Source organism: Streptococcus infantis, assembly GCF_019929665.1.
Lineage (GTDB): Bacteria > Bacillota > Bacilli > Lactobacillales > Streptococcaceae > Streptococcus > Streptococcus infantis_H.
Genome location: NZ_JAHZPZ010000004.1, coordinates 61,756 through 84,702, shown reverse-complemented (window position 1 = coordinate 84,702; position 22,947 = coordinate 61,756). Strand labels below are relative to the sequence as shown.

The following is a 22,947-nucleotide window of genomic DNA, read 5'->3' as shown; positions in this document are numbered from 1 at the left end:
TTTTTAATTTGTTCTTGCTTTGATCTGTCATTTATTAGCTAGTTACTTCCTTAGTTGGCATTGCAAGCAGGACTAAAAGAATAAATCCTCCCATTGGAGCGAAAGCGAGAAAAATGAAGGCCCAGTGAAAGCCTGCATCACGTAAACGTCGAACTCTTAGAGCGATACTCGGTATGAATATCACTAGATAAAAAATGATATAAAAACTCAGAATTCCCACACTTGCGATAGGGTCTGCTACTTCTTCTTCAGTGAAGACAGTCTGAAAATAGGTAATATAAAGAGGAATGGACAAAATAGTGTTCATTATCCAAACCCACCAAAAATCCGGACGCGTTGAACGTCCTGAAAAGTCTGCAAACCCTCTAAAGAAATTTTTATAGGCTTCAATCATAAGATACTCCTAATTATATGTTAAACAGGCATGAGAACTACCAGACAAGGTTCAACCGTAAAGCAAGAATCTCTTAGTTCTTATCTGATTCTTCGAACGGTGTATCTTCGATGCCTTCTTCATTTTTGACTGCTTGCGATTCACTATAGTTTACCACTTCAGTTTCTTTTGTCGGCATAGCGAAAAGAATCAAAAGAGCTATCCCTCCCATTGGAACAAAGCGAAGGAAGATAAAGGCCCAGTGAAAACTAGCATCACGCAAACGGCGAACTGATAAAGCTAAAGTCGGTACTAAGATTGCTAGGTAGAAAATTGCATAAATAATGACAACTAAACCAAAAATCATGAAAGTAGCTTCGCTGGCTGAATCGCTCACTGAATCCATCACGGTACTAAGAAATACAGTGTAGAAATAGATAATCCAGAAAGGAATAGAAAGGATGAGGTTTCCTAACCAAACCCACCAGTAATCTGGACGCGTCGAACGCCCAGTGAACTCTGCAAAATTCTTAAAAAAATTCTTATACGCGTTAATCATATGATACTCCCAACTTTTATTTTATCAGTAGATACTAAACTGTACAGTTATAGAACACTCCCAAATCTAGTAAAAGACCTGGGAGTGTTAGCAAATTATTCGACAAGACTGAAACTTCTTCGTCCTTGTAGCATTCTTCAAATAGTTAATCTTATAGTGTTTCCTTTGTCGGCATAGCTAGAAGTACCAAAAGAGCGATACCTCCAACCATTGGAATAAAGGCAACGAAGATGAGTGCCCAATGGAAACCAGCGTCACGTAGACGACGAACTGTCAATGCAAGTCCAGGCAATAAAACCGCTAGCCCAAAAATGAGATAAATAAATACGAAAAGACCCAAAGTCATAATAGCAGCTTCGCTATCCGGATTTGCCATTGCAGCACCGTATACCATGTAGAAAGGAATAGAAAGGATGAGGTTTGCCAACCAAATCCACCAGTAATCTGCGCGTGTTGAACGTCCTGAAAAATCCACATAACCTTTAAAGAAATTTTTAATTGCGTTAATCATAAGTTACTCCCTAATTTTTTATTTACTATAGTTTACCATATCTGTTCAATAATAACAAGTTTGTTCAAAAAACTCTGAAAGTCTCTCGAAATCTAGAAAAAAGATACTATCCGCTCTTTCTCATAAACAGAAGTTGCAGATAATATCTCATCTATTTTTAGTCAGCATGTGTTGTTTCATTAGCAAAAGCTATGATTGCTCTCTTCAATTCAGAACCTTGCAAGGTACGGAACTCTTCAATCTTCTGATTGATCATCTCAAGAGGCATTACATTTACTTTACCAACAAAGATTTTGTCCATTACTTGATTGTCAACTAGCTCAGTTGATACAAGCAACTCTTCGTATAGTTTTTCACCTGGGCGAATACCTACTTCTACGATTGGAATTTCATTTTCAGTATGGCCACTGAGTAGAACCATTTTCTTAGCCAAATCGTAAATGCGTACTGGTTTGCCCATATCAAGGATAAAGACTTCTCCATCCTTTGCATAAGCACCCGCATGGATCACCAAGCGACTAGCTTCTGGAATGGTCATAAAGTAACGAGTCATTCGGAAGTCTGTCACCGTTACAGGCCCACCTTCAGCGATCTGACGTTCAAAAACAGGAATTACACTACCACGGCTACCGAGTACGTTACCGAAACGAACCGCACAGTAGGTAGATTGGCTACGTTGATTAAATCCAGTGACAATCAACTCAGCCACACGTTTAGTTGCTCCCATTACGTTTGGTGGATTAACGGCCTTATCTGTCGAAATCATGACCATTTTTGGAACTCGTGCGGTGTCAACTGCCTTAGCAACATTATAAGTCCCAAGGATATTATTCTTAAAGGCTTCTTTTGGATTGCGCTCCATCATCGGAACATGTTTATGGGCTGCAGCATGGTAAACAATCGCTGGTTCGTACTGTTCAAAAACTTGAAGCAAACGATCGTAATCTTGAATATCAGCAATGACAGGAACAAAGTCAATTTCCTGGAACTTGCGAATCAATTCATGGTAAATCAGATAAATAGAGTTTTCTCCATGACCGAGCAAAATGACACGTTCGGGATTGAATCGACTAACTTGACGGCAGATTTCTGAACCAATCGAACCTCCGGCTCCAGTCACCAAGATTGTTTTGCCAGTGATTTCAGAACCCAGACGTGATTCATTGAGCTGAATCTCTTTACGTCCTAACAGGTCCGTGATATCAATTTTCTGGAAACCGCCTGCTTGAGGCTGGATACCTTGCACAACTGACTCAATCATCGGCATTTTGAAGCATTTGACACCGATACCGTTACACATTTGCAGGATTCGTTCATATTCAGATGGATCTAGAGACGGAATCGCAACGATAACTTTTTCAACTCTGTAGCGTTTAGCCAATTCTGGTAGATCATCATAAGACCCCAAAACTGGGATTTTCCCAAGTTTTTGTCCTTTTTTCTTTTCATCATTATCCAAAATCCCAACTAGTTCAAGGTCGCTAGTAGGATGTTGGTAGCTGTTCATAAAGAGCGCGCCACCGTCACCAGCACCAATCAAGAAGGTACGACGGTGTTCTCCATCTCCGTTTCCCTTTTTACGTCTTGAGTAAATCAACTGCCAAGTGATACGAGGAAGTAGAATCAAGAAAGTTGTTAATAGGATAAAGAGTACGATAAAGCGGATAGAAAAGAGCGGCAAGAAAGCATAGCAGATCACATAAGATAAGATACTACTGATAGTTACTCCGAAGAAAATCTTCATGAAATCTGTTATTTTGCTATATCGACTAATACTAGCATTGAGCCCCCAGAATCCAATTATCAGTTGGTAGAAAAGGAAGGTTAGACCTGTGTAAATGACATAGTCTACCGGGGCTGGATTAATCAAGCCATAAAATAGAATATAGGAAACAATAATTGATAAGACCATACTGGCAATATCAAAAAATCCCCAAAATATTTGTTTCTGTTGTTTATTTAATACTTCAACCAGATCAATTACGTAATCTGTTATTTTTTTATTCATGTGAATGGTATCCTCCTATACAGAGAAAATGTTTAATTGAGCATGAGATAAGGAGTCTTAATTTAAATACTGAATTTCAGATTTATAACTTTTTCTCCATTTAAAACCTTTAATCAACCCAACTATTGTACCTATGCCGTAGGCAAAATGGATTGAAAATAGCATAAATGGCATTAAGAGCAATGCTACATTCTTATGTTTCAATAAGGTAAGTATAGTCAATGAAATTACAAATAGGCTATAAACTACTACTAGAAACATTAAAAACAATGGAGAAAAAGGTATTAGCATAGTACTTACAAAAATGCTTAACACAAACGCAAAGGGAACATAATGAAAAATAGATAGACATTTTGGTTTAACATGAGTTGTCAATCCAATCCATAGCCCGTTTGAATACTTTTGGTGGAGCATCTTTTTAAATGTTGGTCGAATATATTGATAAGATAAAACATTGGGACTAAATCTTATTTTATATCCGTGATTTCTGATACGATAATGAAGTTCATTGTCTTCTGTTCTTCCAAGTTGTTCATCGACTAAACCAGCTTTCTCAAAAACTTCTCGACGGTACATACCATGAAAAATTGAAGAAACATATCTGTCTTGAGAACTATTTCGATAATCTGCGATGCTACTTCCAAACATATTCTCTTCAACGATATGTAAAGCTTCTGACCACTTCCCTTCGCCTTCAACAATCGTCGGTCTAGGGCCACCACAGATATATTCTCCCTGATTGATTAGCTCAACATTATTCCTCACAAAATTCTCTGTGACTTTGGAGTGCGCATCAATCTTCAAAATAAGGTCTCCATTAGAATTCTTAATCCCTAAATTAAAGCCACTTGCTTGATTCTTTTTAGGGTTATCATACAATCTAATTGACCTAAATTCAGTATCCTCAGAGATAAATCGCTGAATAATATCGGTTGTCTTATCTGTGGACATTGCATTAATAAATAGAATTTCAATATCTTCTTTATTATATGTCTGTCTTTTTAAATCTTCAATTAAGCCCGGTAAATATTTTTCTTCATTATAAGCACTAATCACAATAGAGACGATTAAATTATCGATTTGTTGAATCACTTACAGTCTCCTAATTATTTTCTTTCACTATTTTATCACAATTTTTCAGACTTTCCTATTTTTATTTGAATCCCAGAAAAAAACTAGTAAATATATTGTCCTTCTTTACTATGATTTCTATCGGCTACGTAGCGAATCACATCAGGTCAACTTGACATCTATAGGAAAAAAACTTAAAATAAGCTGTTATCAAAATCAGCTTATTGAGGTTCACATGAAAAAACAATCTCTAGTTTTTGTCCTTGGAATTATCCTAGTTGGAGCGGTCTTAAGAGCTCCTTTTACAGCTTTACCGACTATTTTAGGTGACATTGCTCAAGGTTTGGGAGTAGAAGTCAGTTCCCTTGGGGTTTTGACTAGCCTTCCTCTCTTGATGTTTGCCATCTTCTCCTCTTTTGCGACTCGTTTGGCTCAAAAAATTGGACTCGAGCATCTTTTTACATATAGCCTGATACTCTTGACTCTCGGGTCAGTCATTCGTATCTTTAATCTTCCTCTACTCTATCTAGGGACTTTACTTATCGGAGCAAGTATTGCGATCTTTAACGTGCTCCTTCCTAGCGCCATTCAGGCCAATCACCCACAAAAGATTGGCTTTCTGACAACCATCTATGTGACCTCTATGGGGATTACAACGGCTCTTGCTTCCTATCTCTCTGTACCCATTACTCAGGCGACATCTTGGAAAGGCTTGATCCTCTGTTTATCCTTGGCCTGCCTACTAACTTTAGTTGTCTGGTTCCCCAATCACCGTCACAATCATTTTCTAAAAGGAAGTGAGAAAAAACAAAAGAAAGAGAATATCTTAAAAAACAAGGAAGTTTGGGCTATTATTGTATTCGGTGGACTTCAGTCCTTGCTCTTCTATACCAGTATGACCTGGTTACCTACCATGGCAATCAGTGCTGGCTTATCTCACACAGATGCCGGTCTTTTAGCTTCTATCTTTTCTCTGACTAGTATCCCCTTCTCGATGACTATTCCAAGTTTAACGACTCGTTTGTCCAATCATCACCGTCAAATCATGCTGACAGTCATCTCTATCGCTGGATTGCTTGGAATTGCCATGCTCTTATACCCGAGCAAGAGTTTCCTCTACTGGTTAGTAGCGCATCTCTTGATTGGTACTGCCTGTAGCGCTCTTTTCCCTTATCTCATGGTTTGCTTCTCCATCAAAACTAGCTCCCCTGAAAAGACAGCCCAATTGTCTGGGCTTGCCCAGACCGGCGGCTACATTTTGGCAGCTGTCGGCCCAGCCCTCTTTGGTTACAGCTTTGACATGTTCCATTCCTGGGTCCCAGCTGTTATTACCCTCCTAGTCATTGATATCATCATGACGATCTCACTCTTTATGGTGGATAGATCGGATAAAATTCTCTAATCTTCTAGTTTTTGCTAGAAGATTTTTTATATGTAAAATTTTTATACATATTTCTTGACAGCGTTTCCATTTAGATGTATGATGTATGTGTAGAATAATTATATATAAAATTTTTATATACTAAAAAGGAGGTGCCCCATGTATTTTCCGACATCAGCGGCTTTGATTGAATTTCTCATCTTGGCCATTCTAGAACAAGGGGATTCCTATGGTTATGAAATTAGTCAAACCATTAAACTCATTGCCAAAATCAAGGAATCTACCCTCTACCCCATCTTGAAAAAACTGGATACCAACCGCTACCTGACTACATACTCTCGCGAATACCAAGGTCGGATGCGGAAATACTACTCCCTAACAGAGATTGGGGAGGAGCAACTATTTGTACTCAGAGAAGAGTGGACACTCTATACTGACACTATCAACGGCATCATAGAAGGGAGCATTCGCCATGACAAGAACTGAATATTTGAATCAGCTTGAAGCCTATCTGATGAAGCTTCCTCAATCTGATCGTATCGAAGCTATGGACTACTTCAAAGAACTCTTTGATGATGCTGGTCCAGAAGGTGAGGAAGAACTCATAGCTAGCCTCGGTAGTCCAAAAGAGGCTGCCCATGACATCCTGACTACACTTCTTGATAAAAAAATCAACGAAGAAAATTCCAATAAGAACAACCGTCAGGTTTTACAAATCGCAATCCTCGCACTTCTGGCTGCACCTATTGGGATTCCAGTCGGGATTGCTCTTCTCATGGCTATCATCGGGATTTTTATCGCAGCGATCAGTGTACTGTTGGCCTTCTTTGCTGTATCAGCAGCTGGAATGGTGCTCGGAGCTGTCCTCCTATTTGAAAGCTTCTACGTTCTGGCTGAATCTACATCTGCCTTTATGCTGATTTTTGGTGGAGGTTTACTGGCAATCGGAGCTTCGTCCCTAGTTTTGCTAGCAACTTCCTATGTGACCCGTTTCTTTGGAATACTAATCCTTCGACTCATTCAGTGGATTCTTAATAGAGGAAAGAGAGGTGAAAGTCATGCGTAAATTAACAAAAGGATTTCTTATCTTTGGTGTTGTTACTAGTATCATCGGTTTTACCATGATGATCATCGGCATCCAAACCAATGGTGTCAGAAGCCTCCTTGCAATGTCTCAAAATCCAGTCTTTGAGAGCCGAATGGAAGAGCTCACATTTGATCAAGATATCGAAAATCTTAACATCTCACTAACACAACATTCTCTAGTTATTACGGAGTCAAACGATGATAAGATCCACATCCAGTATCATCCAACTGTCTCTGAAAAAGAGAATCTTCAACATTCTAGCAAAGAAAAAACTCTTGAGATTTCCGACACCAAGCCAACTACACGTCGTTCTGTAGGTTCTAGTATTGAGGGAATCCTATTTATCGCAAGCGGAGTCTCTAGACGTAATGATGAAGTCGTTCTATCACTACCGAAAGGAAGAGAGTTAAAAAATCTAACAGCCCAGGTCGACCATGGTGTCCTTTCGATTGCTAAAGCAAAACTCAGCAATGCCAAAATCCAGTCAAATGGCTATCTTCTTCGGATCACTAATAGCGAAATAAAAAATAGCCAACTGACCACAACTGGAATTGTCAATGTATTTGGAACAAGTCTAACAGATAGCCGTATCCAAGCAGAACATGAACATATCTCTGCTGACGACATCCAAGTGCACGGTAAGGTAGAATTCGAGGCAGAAAATGACATCATACTCATGTTGTCCCGAAAAGAGCTTGAACGAATCAATCTCAATCTCTCATCAGAATACGGGGCTATCTATCATCGAACTCGAGAAGGAGTGAATCCTGTCCGGGGAAATGATGTAAATAGGGACGAAGAATTCTCCAATCCTTACAAAGTAGAGAAAAAAGATACGCAAGATCTCCTCGTCGCAAAGGCAGGTCAAGATATCAACATTCCAGACGAACCGGATCGCTCACCCAATTCGAGAGATCATTAATAATAGTTAATCATTACTACTCAAAAATTAATCAAAAAAAGGAGGTCTCATTATGACTCAAGAATGGTTTGAAAGTGCTGATTTCGAAAAAACAGCCAATAATGAGAAAAAAGAACATCCATCTGACCTAGTCATTCCCCAAGAAGAGTTAAAAGAAAAAGAAGAGTTGCCAGTGGTTGAAGAAAATCTTCAAGTCATTCCTGAAGAACAAGAAGCTGACCTAGAGAAAGTAGAGAGTGACGAACACGAAGAAATCGTGGAAAATACAGAAAAGATAGACAAGTCAGAAGAACCTGTAGAGACTGAAGAACAAGAAGAACTGGCAACAAAGACAGACCAAGCAGAAGAACCAGTTAAGGAAGCATCTCAGCCTAGCAAATCTTTGGAAAGTCCATTTGTCCCAGATCCTGTCCCTACAAAAACTGCAATCTTCAAAGAAGAATTGGCTGATTTTTGGGTCTGGTTACAAGGTGCTCTCAAAGAGCCAACAGCAAGCATTGATACAGATAAAAAACATAGTTATAATGCCTTTGCGCTCCTAACTATCTTTTCTGCCACGAGTTTCCTCTTTACAGTTTATCACGCCAAGCAAGCCTACTACGGCCATATGGCAGCCATCGACTCTAAAGCTCTCCAGCATTTCCCTTCACTAAATCTCTTTTCTATCTTCTCCATCTTGGTAGCGACAAGTCTCTTCTTCTTTTCAATCCTCATGGGTGGATTTGTAGTCAAACGCTTTGTCGACCAAGACCGTAACTGGACACTGGAAAAAGCCTTGCAAGAGTATAGCAGACTCTTCGCCCTTCCTATCCTGCTCACGGGTATTGCGAGTTTCTTTGCCTTCTTTAATAGTCTACGTTTTGCAGTATTGCTTTGCTTGATTAGCATTGGGCTGGTACTTCTTGCCAACCTCTATACTATCTCGAAGCCGAGTAAGGAAAGTCAAACAGACTTCTTCTATCGCCTTCTCTTGGCCTTTCTAGTTAACGGAAGCATCCTATTTCTCTTTTTCCTAGCAGAAATGGCACTGGTTTTCGATTATCTTCGAATCCTAGCCTTTATATAAGAAAAAATCCTGTCAAAATGACAGGATTTTTCTAATTTTGAAAATACTAGTTTCGCTACAAAAACTGAATGTTTTAAATTATCTACATGATTCGCTTTGGGAAATAGTAAGAAATGATTGTCTTTACACAAGCCTTTACACAATCCAGCACAGTTGCTTGTTTATAGTGACTAACCATTATTTTCTCCTTTTTCAACACTTATCTTACTATAGCCATCAACTTCAATGATGCTATTCGAAGTTTGATTTGTGGTAGGGACCCTTAAAATTTCTCCTGTATTGTTTGTATGCAAAGTATAGATTCCATCAAAGTCTTCAGGAACTGTAATAGATACATCACCAACAAGAGTATCTACAAAAATTTTTTCGAACGTTGCATTTTTTCCTAAGGAAATGGTTACATCTAACTTGTCTTTCCCTTGTGAACTCAGTGCCAAATTAAATCCATGTTGCGAAAACGGGATATATAGACTATCTGAACTCATTTTAACATTTTTAGATATGTTATTCACTGATTCTTCGGAAACTTTTCCTTCTATTTGAACAGTTGTTTCATCGGAGTCACTCTTAACAACTTTAAGATCAATTGCTTGCTTTGAGCCATAAAACTCTAACGTTTTAATACTTTTAGAAGAAAGAGTCCATGATTGTTTTACACTGACTGTCGTCTCTCCTCGTTTTAAGGTTAACAAAATTCCAGCTACTACAAATAATAACAGTAACCCTATTACAATTCCTATTTTTTTCATCACTAGTCCTCCTATTTAAATTCTTTTTTGCTAAATACAGCCAAGGCAAGGACAATTACTGCTAGACTTACCACTATAGGATAGCATACGTTTATAAGGGTAAAATGACTGATATCTGCTGATGCTTTCAAATTTAAAGTCATGAACAAATAGTCCTTCACACTCTCACCGTAATTTGGGAGAACATAAACCAATAGGTTATCAAACAGTAAAATGTAGAGTGTGTAAATCATACATGATTCATAAACCTTATCAAATATTTGAAAAATCAATAAGGAGATACTGATAATAACCAAATAGTAAGGTAGCTGATGTAAAAAGGTCGAAACAATCAACACCAAGTCTCCCTCCAAATAGACGAGAGCTGTTAAGCTATAAAAAATAGTCACATACAGGAAAGATAAACAAATGGTTCCCAAAGTTTTATATAAAAATAACTTCCAACGTTGTTTTTCTTTTGTGAGCAGAATATTGATCGTACGGAAACTATAATCTTCCCCCCAGAAAAATAAATTAGCTGAGATGAAAAGCAAAGGAATAAAACCACTCACATTTGAAATCAACACTCGAAATACTGGGTCATTTTCATTTGATGACTTAAAAAATAGGTAGAATAACAAAACTAATAACCCTATCAACAAACTAGGAAGCACTCCTCTTTTTTCCCAGTAAAATTTATACATATCTGCCTTAAGAGAATTCATGACTCTCCTCCTTTCTTAAATCATCAGATAATATTACGCAAATAGTAGTCCTCAAAGCGTTCCTTCTTAACATAAATATCCTGTATCACTAGATTTGAAGCAACACTATATTGCAAAATAGTCATTAATTTTTCCTTTTCTGGCACAACCAGATAGTCATCCTGCTCAAAATGAGCAACGCCCTCTTTTTCTAAAAACATTTTTAGAATCTGATTATCACTTGTCTTTAGGAAAATTTTTTCAGATAAATCATTCGCTAGCTCTTTTGAACTCATCACATTTAGAATCTTTCCTTGTTTCATGATGATATATTTATCTGTTATAAACTCCAACTCTGATAAGATATGGCTTGAAATTAAAAAGGTAACTCCCAACTGATCCCTTAAATTCAGAATCATTTTTCTTAAATCTGAAATCCCTTGAGGATCTAAACCATTCACGGGTTCATCTAGGATAATGAGCTCTGGATTATCCAAAAGCGCAATCGCTATTGATAACCTCTGCTTCATACCAAGAGAATAGTTTTTAACTTTTCGATCCCATGACGGTTCAGGCAAGTGAACCAATTCCAACATTTTTACGATATCTGTCTTTAAACCAAATCTTGTCTTGTAATATTGTAAGTGTTGACGTCCAGTCAAGTTTGGATAGAGGGCAGGTGATTCGATAATACTGCCAATCTTATGCTGAGAGACACTCTCGATTTCTCCCTTATCAGCTCGAATTAGTCCTAGGAGAATTCTCATTAATGTTGTCTTGCCAGCACCATTTTCACCAATAAGACCACATATTTCTCCTTGCTCAATATCAAAGGAAACATTATGAAGAACCTGTTCTTTCCCATATGTTTTAGCGATATTTTTAAGACTTAAAATCACACGATTCATAGTTTCTCTCCTTTATTATATCTTTTGGTTTCATGAATTATCCTCCACCTCTGAAATCCCAAAATTCCTAACATCTGTAACTTCTTCAGGCAGAATTAAAACTCGCTCTTCGCCTGCATCTAAAATAGCTAGGCGAAAGACTTCGTTATTTATCGCTATCTCTACCAACTTTTGCTCAGTCGTGTTATTTCGAAACACCAAACTGTGGCGAGTCTGTGTAAAAGTCTCTAGCGAGATACTAAGATTCTCCATCTCTTCCTCCTACTCTAAATAACTCAATTAACCCTTCATTACATCTCTAGTTTACCGCTTTCAAAAACAAAAAAACATGACAAAAATGTCATGTTAGCTCTTCATTTCCTCAAAAGTTTTTAAATCTCTTTCTTTCTCTCCAGAGATGCGCGCTTCTAATACTTGGTCTCCAAATGCTTGAGCGCAGATAATGGCTCTGTCATATAATTGGATAGCTTTTTCCTTATCCCGTTTATGAAATAAGGTACACATAGCTTCTAGCATATCTACGATTGGTTTCTTTTGAAAGTCCTGGGATAAAATCATCAATCTATTCATTGCCTTAACATAAGGCTCAAAAGTAGAGTAGGACTTTTCCATCCATTGAACAGCTAAAGAATCAAGCACCGTTTTCTTTAACATATAAGCTGTCTCTAAATCGGATGAATTCGTTTCTCTCAGAAGTTTTTTAGAAAGTTCCCAAAATAGTTCATGATTATACTCAGTCGGTCTTGCTATACATGAAACAAAGTACAATTTTATGAGAAGCAAATCATTCACCGAATAGTTTTTCCTTATCCTTACTTGCTCAAAATGCTCATCAAGCAAAGCATCGCCAAACCCTGCATCTTCACTTACAAAAACATCAAAACTAGCTTGTAGGGCACTAACTGCAATCTGCTCATCCTCAGGTAAGCTGTCATAATAGTGTTCGTAAACTCTGTCAAACAACTCTTCTTTAATATGAATTCTGTCATCATCTCCATAAGTTTGAAACTTAATGAGTTTATCCTTTAAGATCAAGTAATCTGAAGGTAAGATTATATAATCCATGTCTACTATATGTGAAATTGGACAACCTAGTTTATAAGCTATATACTCTACCTTGGGTAAACTTGGAGAAGATTGACCTGATTCAATCCGTGCTAATTGACGTACTGTTATCTCGCTTTCATCATCACAAATAGCTTCACGAGTGAGATGTTTCATCTCACGTAACATTCGGATTCTTTTACCTACTTCCTTCTTGATATCCATATGATCAATCTCCTGATAGTCCTTTGACAAACAATAGCATCTATATCTTGTTATATTATACTGTTTTTTGTTAAGATAAGCAATGTTTAAAATCTCGTATTACGAAATATCACTAAGCTACTCTATCAATAAAATGAGGTCTCATTCTAAGATATTCTGTGAAAACTTAGACTATGGCTTTTACCTATTTTTTCGCATGTGCTAAAGCTTCAAAATCCTCGCCTGAAACAGGGCCTACTTCTACTTGGTTAGCATCTAAGTCCTGATAAAGTTCTTTTGGCAAAGCTCCTAAAAACGCTTGATAATCCAGTCTAGCTACTGCTTCATAGTCTTCTGGTTTTGAACCATCTCCAGAGATTTTTACCAAATCAATCTCCCAAACAAGTTCCTTGCCTACCAATTGCTCAACGTAAGGAGCTGGAATCACCGGTTCTTTTGGCAAAATGGTTTTTACACCCTGAGCTAGGTGGTAGACCCCATGAACCTTACCTTCACCATCTGGATAGAATTTAGCACTGGAAGGATAGGCATCAGATCCTTGAACTTTCTTGACCAACTCTTCAAAACGTGCCAAGCCATCTTCTTCTAGGAAACTTTCCAAATCCTTCTTATCAAAGTAAATAGTTGATAGAATACCCTGACAGAAACCTAAACGAGCAGCTTTATCAGCCAGATAGTTCTTAACCGTTTCTTGGAAATAGTTTTCCAAATCAAAGTCTGCCAAGCCCTCAACTGCTTCACCAACCTTGCTAGACAAAGCCCGCAAGAGCCCTTCTACAATCTCCCAGTCAGCTCTTGTAATCAAGTCAGGAATGATTACTTGATAGCCTTTTTGAGCATCTAGATATCGAACTTTAAAGAGAAATTGAGACTTACCTACGATTCCACACTCGATATACTCAAGGCGATTAAGAGGTTGACGGAGGTAAACAGCATCATAACTATGCGACTCTAGGCCTTCTACTAAGCCTAAAATTGATTTAGCTGTAAGAATCTCCTGTTGTCCTAAAATACTTTGTTTATTTGGAATAAAAAATGTCTTCACCATAATGGGCTCCTTTGAAATCGTTTACATATAGTATACACCATTTTCCTGAAAGATGCAGAAACAAATTTAAGATTTTTTAGTCAAAAGCATAGAAAAACAGCCCTTTAGGACTGTTAATATTTATTATACAACTTCAGAATGGTCTAGGCTCTCACCAATTGCTGCTAGACGCTCGATGACTTGATCTTGTGTCAATTCATGTTCTAAAACATAACGATTACGTGGGTGAACACGACACTCGTGTGAGCAACCACGAAGATATTTGTCTTCGTTGTCTTCTGATGCCAAGATGCGGCGGTTACAGAATGGATTTCCACAGTTGACATAACGTTCACATGGCGTTCCATCAAACCAGTCTTTCCCTACGATAGTTGGATTGACATGGTTGACATCGACTGCAATACGTTCGTCAAAGACATACATTTTCCCATCCCAAAATTCCCCTTGAACTTCTGGATCTTTCCCGTAAGTTGCGATTCCTCCGTGTAATTGACCGACATCTTTGTAGCCTTCACGGACCATCCAGCCAGAGAATTTCTCACAGCGGACTCCACCTGTACAGTAAACAACGACACGTTTATCCATGAATTTTTCCTTGTTATCACGAACCCATTGTGGTAATTCACGGAAGTTACGGATGTCAGGACGGATAGCCCCACGGAAGTGCCCAAGGTCGTACTCATAGTCATTACGGGTATCAAGGACAACTGTATCTTCATCCAGGAGGGCTTCTTTAAATTCTTTTGGTGACAAGTAAGCACCTGTTGTTTCAAGAGGATTGATGTCGTTATCAAAGTTATCATCCTCTAAACCAAGGTGAACAATTTCCTTTTTGTAGCGAACAAACATCTTCTTGAAGGCTTGCTCACTTTCTTCGTCAATCTTGAACCAGAGGTCTTCCATACCTGGAAGGCTGTGAACGTAGTCCATGTATTTTTGCGTTGTTTCGTAGTCACCAGAAACGGTTCCGTTGATCCCTTCGTCAGCTACTAGAATACGGCCCTTGAGTCCAATAGACTTACAGAAAGCCAAGTGGTCTGCAGCAAATTGTTCCGCGTTTTCGATGGGAACATATTTATAGTAAAGTAAAACTCGAATATCTTTTGACATGTGCTTCTCTTTTCTAAGATTAAATTATCAGAATTTTTCATTCAACTATACCAGTATACTCTCCCAAGAAAGCGAATGCAATTTATTTGACCGAAAAATAAAAAACAAGACCCATTTTCAGATCTTGTTTTAATTAAATATTCGATGAAGAAAAGTTAACAAAAAGATATCCATGGCCTGTCTTGAATAAATTACTAATCATGATGCCAATAAAGACAAGACTGATAAGATTTCGAAACCAGAAAAAATTGCACTGATTTCTAGGAGTAGATGGTATTTTTTCATATACCTATTACCAACGCTACTTGTAAGGCAAATGCCTGGTTTTGAAATGCAGATAATTATATGCAAATATTCAAAAAAGAATCACCACCCCGTCTGGAAAACTCCAGACAAGGCAGTGATCGCATCTTTTAGGAATGAATACACGAAATCAATCTATCTTAAGATTTTTTGCTTTTCAAGAATTCGTCGTATTGTTTTTGCATTTCATCCAATACTTTTTGGTAAGCACCTTCAGATTTAAGTTTTTCCATCAATTCTGGAATAGCTTTTTCTGGGTCTACAGTACCAGTGTTGATAGCTGTATCGAATTGTTGCATAGTGTTAGTGATAGCTGAGATTTCAGATTTCACGTTGTCAGTGTTGAAGATGAATCCAAGCGCTGGAGATTCTTTTGCAGTTTCCAAGTCTTTCTTAGATTGTGCAATTTGTTCATCTGTAACGTTTTCGTTGATGTAAAGGATCCAGTTGTTACCAGTGTTCCATCCTGACATGTGAGTGTTTCCTTTGTATCCATCAAGAACTTTAACACGGTTTTCTTTACCTGGAACTTTTTCCCAGTTCTTGCCTTCTGGTCCATAAACAAGTCCGTTCAAGAGTTCTGGGTTAGTGTTCAAGAGGTTCAACACTTCCATTGCTTTTTCTTTGTTCTTAGAGTTGTTTGAGATTACAAAGTTTGCAACTTGAGTTGTTTGGTTTTTCTTGATGAAGTTAGTAAATGGTTTGATTTGGATGTCTCTGTTAGCAACACGAGAAAGCAAGCTGCTACCGTAGTCAGCTGGTCCCACTGTTTCTTCACGAACAAGCCAAGTATCTTGAGTAAGGTCATATGAAGTATCACTAGTTGCTACGTCTTTTGGAATGTATCCTGCTTCATAGTATTTGTGCATAGTCTTCAAGTGTTCTACGAAACGAGGAACTTCGTAACGGTTTACGATCTTAGTAGTGTCGCCTTCAAGGTCGATGACGAATGGAAGACCATTTGCAACTGGGTAGTCAAAGTTTTCTGATGGAATAAAGTTTTTACCAACAGCGAATGGCATTACATCTGGAGCTTTTTCTTTAATTTGTTTCAAGACTGGTTCAAGTGTTTCGTATGAAGTTACACCTGAGATATCGATACCATATTTTTCAAGAAGTGGGCCGTTGAAAGCAAAGTTTTGTGAAGATGCAACGTTGGCTGCAACTGGAACTGCATAGATTTTACCATTTACAGTGTTACCTTTGATGTAAGCTGGGTCAAGTGCTTTGTAAAGGTCAGCTCCTTCTTTCTTGTACAATTCTGTCAAGTCAGCATAAGCACCTTTTTGAGCGTTTACAACGTAGTTATCTGCAAATGCGATATCATAGTTTTCACCTGATGAAGTGATAACTGACATTTTCTTACCGTAGTCACCCCATCCAAGGTATTGGATATCTAATTTAGCACCAACTTTTTCTCCGATGATTTTGTTTGCATTCTCTAGCAACTCATCCAAGTTATCTGGTTTGTCACCGATTTGGTACATTTTGATAACAGTTTTGTCACCTGAAGCTGAGTCAGCAGCTTTTTGGTTGTTACCTTTAAGGTTTCCACAAGCAGCGAGGCTAGCAGCTAAAGCTACAAGGCTAGCAGATGCAAAAGCATATTTTTTCCAGTTTTTCATGATAAAAACTCCTTTTTTTATTTTTAAATTTAAAACAATTTTAGTGATCTACTTTTCAACAAAGAAAAGTTAGATAGGGGTAGAGAAAGCTTGTTTCTCAGTGTCTCTTATTCTTTAACACCACCGATAGTTAAACCTTTTACAAAGTAGCGTTGGAAGAATGGATAGAGAATCGCAATTGGAACAGTCGCAACTACGACCATGGCCATACGACCTGTTTCTTTTGGTAGGGCAACTGCAAGTTGTCCTGACATCCCAACTGACTTAGCAATGTAATCCATGTTGTTTTGAATTTGCATGAGCAAATATTGCAATGGATACAAGTTGTCACTCTTGATGTAAAGAAGGGCATTGAACCAGTCGTTCCAGAATCCAAGTGCTGTCAAAAGTGTGATAGTTGCAATCCCTGGAAGAGAGAGTGGTAAACAGATTTGGAAGAAGATCCGCGCCTCGCTAGCACCATCGATACGAGCTGATTCGAGGATTGCTTCTGGAATGGTTTTCTTGAAGAAAGACCGCATCAACATGATGTTGAATGGTGATAGAAGCATCGGAACAATCAAGGCCCAAATAGTATCACCCAAGTGAAGTAACTGAGTTACCACGATATAGCCTGGTACCAAACCAGCATTGAACAACATACTAAGAAGAGCAAAGATTGTAAAGAATTTGCGATACTTAAATGTTGAACGTGAAATGGCATAAGCGTATGTTGTTGTGATGAATACGTTTGTCAATGTACCGACAACTGTCACAAAGGCTGAGATAAAGAGCGCTTGTAAAATTTTGTCTTTAAACTGAGCCAAAAACTCAAAACCATCTAATCCAAACTGTGATGGGAAAAAGCTATATCCATATTGAACAATACTCTTCTCATTTGTAACTGAAATAATGATTACGAAGATGAAAGGCAAGATACAAGAGAAGGCCAGCAAACCAGATATGATACTAAAGAAGATATCTGCCTTTTTGCTGAAGGAGTGTATGCCAACATTATCAATTTTTTCTTTTTGAATTTTTTTTGCCATATGCTCCTCCTTTCTAGAATAGTGCTGAGTTAGGATCAACACGTCTTGCAAGTAAGTTTGATAGGATAACGAGAATCAAACCGACGACTGACTGATAGAGACCGGCTGCTGAAGCCATACCGATATCTGCTGTCTGAGTCAATCCGTTAAAGACATAGACGTCCAATACGTTTGTTACACTATAGAGCTGACCAGCGTTGTGAGGGATTTGGTAGAAGAGACCGAAGTCTGCACGGAAGATGTTTCCGACTGCAAGGATGGTCAATACTGTCACAAGTGGTGTCAACTGAGGGATGGTTACGTTACGGATACGTTGCCATTTGCTAGCACCGTCCACTGTCGCTGCTTCGTAGTAAGTTGGGTCAATTCCCATGATAGTTGCGTAGTACATCACACTACTATATCCAAAGCCTTTCCAGATACCTAGGAAAAGGAGAAGGTAAGGCCAGATACTGACATCAGCGTAGAAGTTAATACCCTTCATTCCAAGGGCTTCTAAGGTGTGGTTGATAAGCCCTTTATCGATGTTTAGGAAAGCATCTGTAAAGAAACTGATGATAACCCAAGATAGGAAGTAAGGAAACAACATAGAGGTTTGGTAGATTTTAACCATTCTCTTAGATCGAAGTTCACTAAGGATAATGGCAATACCAACTGATACAATCAAACCGATAAAGATAAATCCAAGGTTGTAAAGTACAGTGTTTCGAGTGATGATAAAGGCATCTTTCGAACTAAACAAGAATTTAAAGTTATCTAGTCCGACCCATTTACTATTTATAATACTGTGGACAAATCCTTCACCAGTCATATGGTAGTCTTTGAAGGCAACCACATTCCCAAAAACTGGAATGTAGAAGAATAAAATCAACCAAATTGTTCCTGGTAGAACCATTAAGAGAAAAATCCAATTATCTCTTAAAGTTTTTGAAAACTTATTCATAATTTCCTCCCTTTTTATTTTTTTAAAACTTCATAATCTCACATTTTTGCATTTGATAACGTTTACAAAAATAGTATACTCTTATTTTTAGGACAGTTTAAACTACAAATTATAGAAAAAACTCCACAAATTATTTTATGTGGAGAACTTTTTTATATAAGAATAGGTTTCACGGGAAACACTCTGCCTGCAAGAGGTGTTCCCCATCTCTACTAATTGAAAACTCCTTCCAATATCGGTTGGTGAAAATCAACAAAATGAACCTGGGCATTTATAATGGTACCTGCTTCGTTTTTCTCAATCTCCGGTTGCCCCTCAGTATGTAAAATAGTAGGGCGACCATCCTTGTAGCCAAAGAGAATCACCTCTGTCCCTGCTTCATTCACATAGCAGGCTAAGATTTCAAACCGTTTTTCACCAACACCAGCAATATGGTCGAACCATTTAAAAGTATAGTTCTCTCCATCCACTTGTCCAAATTGCATCATCTGATCTGGGACTGCAAGTCCATAATAACGACCATATGTTGCTAGGTTAGTCGACTTAAATCTTTCACCTTTACTATCTGAATAGGATTCCATGGCTGTTTTTATCTTGTCTGTTAGAGCACTATAGTCTGTATCTGGCTCATTCTCTGTAGCTACGCTTGTTTTTAATAGATATTCCTTAAAACCTTGCGCTAAATCTGTGTTTTCAGTCTCTTCAAAATTCGCATCACTGATAGTTTCTAGTGTCTTATCGGCATACAAGACCTGTGCTTGCCCATCCTTGAGTGTAAATAGGTAGAAATGTCTGGCTTGGTAGTCATAGTAGGCATCCAAAACCAAGTAATCATATGCATTATCACTGGACACCCCGAAAATATTCCATCGGACTCTTTTCTTAGAAACAGTTGTTGTTTCTATTTTTTTGATGAGTTCATTTTTTTCGTCAAAGTTTCTATGCTCCAGTCTATGATAGGACTGTCCCATAGAAGAAGCCCAGCTTACAAACTCTTCCTGCCACTTTTCGGTATTGTATTGGATTAGCTTCTGAAAATCCGAGTAGTTCTTCATAATCAAAGCTTGGTCAGTCGGATTAGATAACTGGAGTTCTTCCATAACTACAACGGTGGCAGACATGGGGGATTGAACACTTGTATCCTTGGCTTCTTTTCCGTGTGCAAGAGCCTTTTGATAGGAATCCGCTAGGTAGTGAAAATAGTTGGTTACTTCCTTGGTTTGTTGCTCCCTTGATGTTGACTGACTAGTTACGCTATCTTCTGTCGCCTTGTGGCAAGCAGATAAAACTAGCATACTCGCACCTAGGACTAGTAGTAGCTTTTTCATGGTCAGACCTCCAAACTATCCTTATACTCAATGAAAATCAAAGAGCAAACTAGGAAGCGAGCCGCAGGCTGTACTTGAGTACGGCAAGGCGAAGCTGACGTGGTTTGAATTTGATTTTAGAAGAGTATTATACCTTCATTATACTCCTTCCCAACCTCCAAATCAAAAAACATCTCCATGTATTTAAAAGGAGATGTTTGGCTATCTGTGATAAATTTCTAGGTCGTATAAATAGTCGATGCTGTCGCAATAGTATGCCATTGGTTGGCTGTCGTTGCTGCGAAGTCCTTATCTGCGTAGAAGTCAGTAAATGGAAGAATTTCGACTTCTAATTCTTCGATGCGGTCAATTTGACCAGCCAAATAAGCCTCGATACGGCTTTCTGCTCGCTTAATTCGTTGCAAGAGCCCACCCATACGGATATCTACTGTATCCAAGCCAAAGACCTTGTTTTCTTTCAACCATTGCTGGCTAAAGAGCTTGTGGAAGGTTTCAATCTGGCTTCTTAATTTTGGTAATTCTTCCCTAGCAATTTGTTGCAAGCTTTCTTTATCATCTGCTTGATAGGCTTGACGAATGCGTCGGCCTACATCAACCTTGCCACTTAAAATAGCATTCAACTGGGCCTGAGTTTCGAAAAGATAAGCATAGGCACCAGCTTTTTCTTTAATAGCAGCAAGAGTCTCAGCTGCCTGGGCAAAGTGTGGTTTGTCCTGTTCAGGAGTCATGTGCTTATCAAGGATTGGACAGAGAACATCCTGATAAAAGACATAGCGGTTGGGATTAATCCCACTGAGATTGTCTGGTAGATCTGGCAAGAGGTTGGCAAGATCAAGTTGCTTGAAGTCCTCAACGGATAGACCTGTATTGGTCTTGAAATGGGCAGATAGACGCTCTAAATCATTACGATAGCTGAGTTCCGCCCAGATTTGCAAGCTAGGCAGAATAGAGAACTGGGCTGTTTCTCCACCATTATCTGCCCAGCCAGTCACAATAACTTCCTTAATCTGATTGGCACGGCAAGCTTTATTGGCTTCAATAGCTACTAAGCGGCTAAATTGGTTGTGTGGTGTAAAACCAATCCATTTCCAAGCACCACCTGCAAAGGCGATATCCTGGCTAATCTTGTGGTGATTATTAAAGTTACGGTTGTATTTTTCCTCGCTATCTTGGTAATAATCCCAGTAAACCAAGGTCACACGGTCTTTGAGACGGTCAAGGTAAACACGAGTTTCTTCTGGAATTTCCACCTCACGGTCGTACTGGCCATCTGCTGACATGAGCTTGAAGAACATATCGCTCCACATCTGGCAGTGGAAACCATACTTGTCTGCAATATCCAACACACGCTCCAAGTGTTGGCACATGAGGAGGCTACGATCAACCACACCGTTTAGGATAAGGTAACGTCCCAAACCAACCAAGTGAGCTTCGTCCATCCCGATATTGACCTTGCGAGTTTGTAGTTTAGACAAAGTAGCAAACATACCGTCAATCAGATCGTAGACTTTTTCTTCACCGATGAGGAGAATATCCTCTACATCGCGGAGTTCTTGCACTTCTTTGACGCCCCATTTGACAAAGGCTGATAAGTGGGCCAAGGTCTGGATACAAGGAACAAAAGTCATATCAAACTGCTGGGCATAGGCTTCGATTTCCTGTAATTCCTCAGCTGAATAAGCCCCGCGGAAATAACCAAAATAAGGTTGCCCTTCAATCTGATAGGTATCTTCCATGTAGAGCTCAAAGGTTGAATAACCCATCAGAGCTAAGACTTCAATCATCTGCTTGGCAGATGCAACATTTAGAACCGCATTACGGGAACAATCCGCCATGTAGGCTAAATCTTCATAAGCCGCTTGTTCCTCAATCTCCACCTTATCACCTTCTACTAAAGCTGTTGCGAGAACAGACAAGGCGCGATAGAGTTGGTGAGGTTTGCGATAAGTCAATTGATATTCTCCGCCCTCACCCTTGATAGAGATAGAAGCTTGGTCAGACTGAGCGACTGCCACTTCTACATCTGGTAGAGAAATGTGCTTTTGAAGTAAGTCTATAGCTTGCTGTTGTTTACTGCTAATTCCGGTAAAATTTACCATTGGTTTTCCTCCTGTAACCAGTTGACAAGGGCACCGTAGAGATTGGCATCTGCCTGATAAGTGCATGCTTGGATCACTGGCGCAATTGTATACTCTTCATATTTTTTCACAAAGACGTCTACCGCTTTTTGCACCCCTTTGATAAAATCTGGGTTCTGACTGATAGAGCCACCTAGGCTAATGACATCTGGGTCGATCAGGTACTGAATATTGAGTAGTCCTTGAGCTAGATTACGATTCATACGCTCAATGGCTTCTTGGCAAAGGGCATTGCCTGCTGCAGCCTCTTGATAAACCTTACGGCCATCCCAGTCTGACTGACCTGATTTTTCAATCACATAACGAACCATGTTTCCTGTAGAAGCTAGTTGTGACCAGTTATTGAGTTTTTCTGCTGGTTCGATAATTGTCATGTAACCAAACTCTCCACCCAAGCCATGGCGACCACGGTGAATTTTGCCATTGATAATCATAGCTCCACCGATCCCTGTACCAATAACGACACAGGCTGCATTTTCAATCTCAGGATGAGCCAGCAGTTCACTAAGTCCAACACAGTTGGCATCATTTTCTAGATGGACAGGGAGTTGGTGATGAGCAAGGGTCTCATACCATGAAAAACCATGGATATAAGGAATGGCACTAATCCCCTCGATCACACCTGTTTCTTGATTGACCGCTCCTGGAACACTCATAGCAATCCCACGATAGTCCTGTTCTGACAAGCGTTGGTCCAACCAAGCCAATAAATCTTCTAGAGTTTCTGGAGTTGGGGTGCTGGTCTTATCTAAAATCTTTCCATCAGGAGTTAGACTAGCAAACTTAATGCCAGTCCCTCCGATATCAATTGTTGCAATGGTCATTGCTTTCACCTGC

23 protein-coding genes are annotated in these 22,947 nt (G+C 38.9%); 5 read left to right on the top strand and 18 right to left on the bottom strand.

The features are described 5' to 3' along the window. Positions 1-34: 34 nt before the first annotated feature. The 5 genes from K1I61_RS07395 to K1I61_RS07375 all read right to left on the bottom strand — a co-directional run bounded on the left by K1I61_RS07395 (position 35) and on the right by K1I61_RS07375 (position 4,543). Entirely contained in the window at positions 35-394 is a 360-nt protein-coding gene (locus K1I61_RS07395) for a DUF805 domain-containing protein (RefSeq protein WP_223334458.1), read from the bottom strand. 73 nt (positions 395-467) lie between these two features. Further along, positions 468-932 (bottom strand): DUF805 domain-containing protein, encoded by a 465-nt coding sequence (locus K1I61_RS07390; protein ID WP_223334456.1) that lies wholly within the window; start codon positions 930-932, stop codon positions 468-470. Positions 933-1,083: 151 nt separating this feature from the next. Continuing rightward, positions 1,084-1,443 carry a DUF805 domain-containing protein gene (locus K1I61_RS07385; protein WP_223334454.1) on the bottom strand — a complete coding sequence of 120 codons (360 nt, stop codon included), beginning with the start codon at positions 1,441-1,443 and terminating at the stop codon, positions 1,084-1,086. A gap of 157 nt (positions 1,444-1,600) precedes the next feature. Further along, on the bottom strand, positions 1,601-3,451 hold the full coding sequence (locus tag K1I61_RS07380; RefSeq protein ID WP_223334452.1) for a polysaccharide biosynthesis protein: 1,851 nt from the start codon (positions 3,449-3,451) through the stop codon (positions 1,601-1,603). Positions 3,452-3,508: 57 nt separating this feature from the next. Beyond that, entirely contained in the window at positions 3,509-4,543 is a 1,035-nt protein-coding gene (locus tag K1I61_RS07375; protein WP_223334450.1) for a glycosyltransferase family 2 protein, read from the bottom strand. Between the two features lie 214 nt (positions 4,544-4,757). Here K1I61_RS07375 and K1I61_RS07370 point away from each other — a divergent pair, with 214 nt between their 5' ends. The 5 genes from K1I61_RS07370 to K1I61_RS07350 all read left to right on the top strand — a co-directional run bounded on the left by K1I61_RS07370 (position 4,758) and on the right by K1I61_RS07350 (position 8,978). After that, the gene (locus K1I61_RS07370) at positions 4,758-5,924 is read left to right on the top strand and encodes a CynX/NimT family MFS transporter (protein ID WP_223334448.1); all 1,167 of its coding nucleotides are present in this window, start codon (positions 4,758-4,760) and stop codon (positions 5,922-5,924) included. 138 nt (positions 5,925-6,062) lie between these two features. Further along, the gene (locus K1I61_RS07365) at positions 6,063-6,389 is read left to right on the top strand and encodes a PadR family transcriptional regulator (protein ID WP_006149048.1); all 327 of its coding nucleotides are present in this window, start codon (positions 6,063-6,065) and stop codon (positions 6,387-6,389) included. Continuing rightward, complete coding sequence (locus tag K1I61_RS07360; protein ID WP_223334446.1) at positions 6,376-6,969, top strand: DUF1700 domain-containing protein; 594 nt, start codon at positions 6,376-6,378, stop codon at positions 6,967-6,969. The genes K1I61_RS07365 and K1I61_RS07360 overlap by 14 nt, the downstream gene beginning before the upstream one ends. After that, the gene (locus K1I61_RS07355; RefSeq protein WP_223334445.1) at positions 6,962-7,912 is read left to right on the top strand and encodes a DUF4097 family beta strand repeat-containing protein; all 951 of its coding nucleotides are present in this window, start codon (positions 6,962-6,964) and stop codon (positions 7,910-7,912) included. The genes K1I61_RS07360 and K1I61_RS07355 overlap by 8 nt, the downstream gene beginning before the upstream one ends. Positions 7,913-7,964: 52 nt before the next feature. Next, the gene (locus K1I61_RS07350; RefSeq protein WP_223334443.1) at positions 7,965-8,978 is read left to right on the top strand and encodes a DUF6574 domain-containing protein; all 1,014 of its coding nucleotides are present in this window, start codon (positions 7,965-7,967) and stop codon (positions 8,976-8,978) included. Positions 8,979-9,148: 170 nt separating this feature from the next. Here K1I61_RS07350 and K1I61_RS07345 read toward each other — a convergent pair whose 3' ends face one another. From K1I61_RS07345 to K1I61_RS07280, 13 genes are all read right to left on the bottom strand, one after another. Then, positions 9,149-9,727 (bottom strand): hypothetical protein, encoded by a 579-nt coding sequence (locus K1I61_RS07345; protein WP_223334442.1) that lies wholly within the window; start codon positions 9,725-9,727, stop codon positions 9,149-9,151. Positions 9,728-9,738: 11 nt separating this feature from the next. After that, entirely contained in the window at positions 9,739-10,431 is a 693-nt protein-coding gene (locus K1I61_RS07340; RefSeq protein ID WP_223334440.1) for an ABC transporter permease, read from the bottom strand. 23 nt (positions 10,432-10,454) lie between these two features. Continuing rightward, positions 10,455-11,318: an ATP-binding cassette domain-containing protein gene (locus tag K1I61_RS07335; protein ID WP_223334438.1), complete on the bottom strand. Its 864-nt coding sequence runs from the start codon at positions 11,316-11,318 to the stop codon at positions 10,455-10,457. 30 nt (positions 11,319-11,348) lie between these two features. Beyond that, a complete protein-coding gene (locus tag K1I61_RS07330) occupies positions 11,349-11,570 on the bottom strand; it encodes a hypothetical protein (RefSeq protein ID WP_038804710.1) in 222 nt (73 codons plus the stop codon). A 93-nt stretch (positions 11,571-11,663) separates the two neighbouring features. Continuing rightward, positions 11,664-12,587, bottom strand: a complete 924-nt coding sequence (locus tag K1I61_RS07325; RefSeq protein ID WP_223334436.1) for a helix-turn-helix domain-containing protein — start codon at positions 12,585-12,587, stop codon at positions 11,664-11,666. Between the two features lie 184 nt (positions 12,588-12,771). Beyond that, positions 12,772-13,635, bottom strand: a complete 864-nt coding sequence (locus K1I61_RS07320) for a DUF4299 family protein (RefSeq protein WP_223334434.1) — start codon at positions 13,633-13,635, stop codon at positions 12,772-12,774. A 123-nt stretch (positions 13,636-13,758) separates the two neighbouring features. Then, positions 13,759-14,745 (bottom strand): oxygen-dependent tRNA uridine(34) hydroxylase TrhO, encoded by a 987-nt coding sequence (gene trhO / locus K1I61_RS07315; protein WP_223334432.1) that lies wholly within the window; start codon positions 14,743-14,745, stop codon positions 13,759-13,761. Positions 14,746-15,188: 443 nt separating this feature from the next. Beyond that, positions 15,189-16,673: an ABC transporter substrate-binding protein gene (locus tag K1I61_RS07305; RefSeq protein ID WP_223334430.1), complete on the bottom strand. Its 1,485-nt coding sequence runs from the start codon at positions 16,671-16,673 to the stop codon at positions 15,189-15,191. Positions 16,674-16,780: 107 nt separating this feature from the next. After that, positions 16,781-17,701 carry a carbohydrate ABC transporter permease gene (locus tag K1I61_RS07300; protein WP_223334429.1) on the bottom strand — a complete coding sequence of 307 codons (921 nt, stop codon included), beginning with the start codon at positions 17,699-17,701 and terminating at the stop codon, positions 16,781-16,783. Between the two features lie 13 nt (positions 17,702-17,714). Further along, positions 17,715-18,644, bottom strand: a complete 930-nt coding sequence (locus K1I61_RS07295; protein ID WP_223334427.1) for an ABC transporter permease — start codon at positions 18,642-18,644, stop codon at positions 17,715-17,717. 212 nt (positions 18,645-18,856) lie between these two features. Further along, positions 18,857-19,972 (bottom strand): DUF4767 domain-containing protein, encoded by a 1,116-nt coding sequence (locus tag K1I61_RS07290; protein WP_223334425.1) that lies wholly within the window; start codon positions 19,970-19,972, stop codon positions 18,857-18,859. Positions 19,973-20,190: 218 nt separating this feature from the next. Then, positions 20,191-22,071 (bottom strand): beta-N-acetylhexosaminidase, encoded by a 1,881-nt coding sequence (locus K1I61_RS07285; RefSeq protein ID WP_223334423.1) that lies wholly within the window; start codon positions 22,069-22,071, stop codon positions 20,191-20,193. Further along, positions 22,065-22,934: an ROK family protein gene (locus K1I61_RS07280; protein ID WP_223334421.1), complete on the bottom strand. Its 870-nt coding sequence runs from the start codon at positions 22,932-22,934 to the stop codon at positions 22,065-22,067. The genes K1I61_RS07285 and K1I61_RS07280 overlap by 7 nt, the downstream gene beginning before the upstream one ends. Positions 22,935-22,947 lie beyond the last annotated feature (13 nt).